This is a genomic window from Variovorax sp. IB41 (genome assembly GCF_016405905.1).
Taxonomy (GTDB): Bacteria; Pseudomonadota; Gammaproteobacteria; order Burkholderiales; family Burkholderiaceae_C; genus Variovorax.
Genome location: NZ_JAEFCB010000047.1, coordinates 1 through 885 on the forward strand (window position 1 = coordinate 1; position 885 = coordinate 885).

At 64.6% G+C, this 885-nt stretch carries 1 protein-coding gene; it reads left to right on the forward strand.

The genetic code is table 11. The annotated features are described in order from the left end of the window. A partial coding sequence (locus JC881_RS32220; protein WP_198789816.1) for a hypothetical protein occupies window positions 1–885 on the forward strand: 885 nt, incomplete at both ends.

An 885-nucleotide genomic window follows, 5' to 3' on the forward strand; every position in this document is an offset into this window, starting at 1 on the left:
TTGCGGTGCTCAGGCCAGACGATGTGGAGGTCGACAGGCTGCTCACGCTGCTGTTCGTCGAGCTCAGGCCGGTGGACAAGCTGGAGATGCCGCTGGTCGCTGTACTCAGACCCGACGACGTGGAAGTCGACAGGCTGGAGATACCGCTCGTTGCGGTGCTCAGACCGCTGGACGTGGAGGTCGACAGGCTGCTGATGCTGCTGGTCGCGGTGCTCAGACCCGACGACGTCGAGGTCGACAAGCTGCTCACGCTGCTGTTCGTCGAGCTCAGGCCAGTCGAGAGGCTGGAGATGCCGCTCGTCGCCGTGCTCAAGCCCGACGACGTGGACGTCGAGAGGCTGCTCACGCTGCTGTTCGTGGAGCTCAGGCCAGTGGACAGGCTGGAGATGCCGCTGGTCGCCGTGCTCAGACCCGACGACGTCGAGGTCGACAAGCTGCTCACGCTGCTGTTGGTCGAGCTCAAACCGGTGGACAGGCTGGAGATACCGCTCGTCGCAGTGCTCAGCCCGCTGGACGTCGACGTGGACAGGCTGTCGATGGTGCTGGTTGCGGTGCTCAGGCCAGACGATGTGGAGGTCGACAGGCTGCTCACGCTGCTGTTGGTCGAGCTCAGGCCAGTCGAGAGGCTCGAGATACCGCTGGTGGCGGTGCTCAGACCGGACGACGTGGAAGTCGACAGGCTGCTCACGCTGCTGTTCGTCGAACTCAGACCAGTCGAGAGGCTGGAGATGCCGCTCGTTGCCGTGCTCAGGCCAGACGACGTGGAGGTCGACAGGCTGCTCACGCTGCTGTTCGTGGAGCTCAGGCCAGTGGACAGGCTGGAGATGCCACTGGTCGCCGTGCTCAGACCCGACGACGTCGAGGTCGACAAGCTGCTCACGCTGC